Origin of the sequence: Erythrobacter donghaensis (genome assembly GCF_001557325.1) — a bacterium.
Classification (GTDB): Bacteria; Pseudomonadota; Alphaproteobacteria; order Sphingomonadales; family Sphingomonadaceae; genus Erythrobacter; species Erythrobacter donghaensis_B.
In genome coordinates this window covers 1-362 of sequence record NZ_LSJS01000083.1, presented here as the reverse complement: position 1 = coordinate 362, position 362 = coordinate 1, and the positions used below count along the sequence as shown (strand labels likewise).

Below are 362 nucleotides of genomic sequence, written 5' to 3'. Positions count from 1 at the left end.
ACCCCGCGCGAGAAGATGAGCGAGCCTGCCGGTGGCGCACCAGCTGGTGACACGGCGGCGAAGGCCGAGCGCGCTCGCGCCACTGCTGATACGCTGTTTGCCGAAGCTCGGACCCTCGCGCGCGGCGACAACGAGCTCCTCGCCCGCATCGAGCGCACCGCGCAGCGCCAGTCGAAGGGCCGTGTCGGCGGACCGGCCCGGCATGTGGACCGTGTCGATGCTCGCACCAATGACTGGTACACCATTCCCTTCCGCGGCGGTGAGCCGGCTCGGCTTGCGGTTGTTGGGGACGGCGACACCGACCTCGACCTTTATGTTTACGATGAAAACAACAACCTGATCTGCTCGGACACCGACTACAC

At 66.6% G+C, this 362-nt stretch carries 1 protein-coding gene; it reads left to right on the top strand.

Features of this window, described 5'->3' with window-relative positions; genetic code table 11:
• Positions 1 to 362 (top strand): hypothetical protein (locus AX692_RS04285; RefSeq protein WP_419470593.1); only part of this gene is annotated, 362 nt, incomplete at both ends.